Source organism: Acetomicrobium sp. S15 = DSM 107314, assembly GCF_016125955.1.
GTDB classification, from domain to species: Bacteria; Synergistota; Synergistia; order Synergistales; family Thermosynergistaceae; genus Thermosynergistes; species Thermosynergistes pyruvativorans.
Genome location: NZ_JADEVE010000365.1, coordinates 1 through 409, shown reverse-complemented (window position 1 = coordinate 409; position 409 = coordinate 1). Strand labels below are relative to the sequence as shown.

1 protein-coding gene is annotated in these 409 nt (G+C 48.9%); it reads right to left on the bottom strand.

Features of this window, described 5'->3' with window-relative positions; genetic code table 11:
* The coding region (locus tag EZM41_RS14790; protein WP_198471143.1) for a dihydroxy-acid dehydratase domain-containing protein at positions 1-158 on the bottom strand (158 nt) is incomplete at its 3' end.
* Positions 159-409: the final 251 nt, after the last annotated feature.

Below are 409 nucleotides of genomic sequence, written 5' to 3'. Positions count from 1 at the left end.
GCGATAGCAGGTAGATGCAGGGCCGCGTTTGTGGAGCCGCCCGTCGCCATGCATACCCTTATGGCGTTTTCCAGCGAGGCCTTGTTTATGATCTTGCGTGCGCTTATGTTTTTCTTGATGTATTCTAACGCCTCGTCTACGCGTTGTTTTACCTCCATGGCCTTCACCTCTTTGAGTTGTCGCTGCCACAAAACATACCGCACACAACTTTAACTTAAAGCTTCAAGTATCAAGAGGCCTATCCTGAGAGGGCAACTCCGAACCTTCGGCAGCATTGATATAAGCTTCGGCTTGTTTTAATGCTTCAGCTAAAACATCTTACACATGCCGCTCCCGGGCCGCCTTTTTGAGTTATTCCAAATCGATATCGTTCATGTGTATCGCAAGCAGTTTGGCCGACCACTGAGCA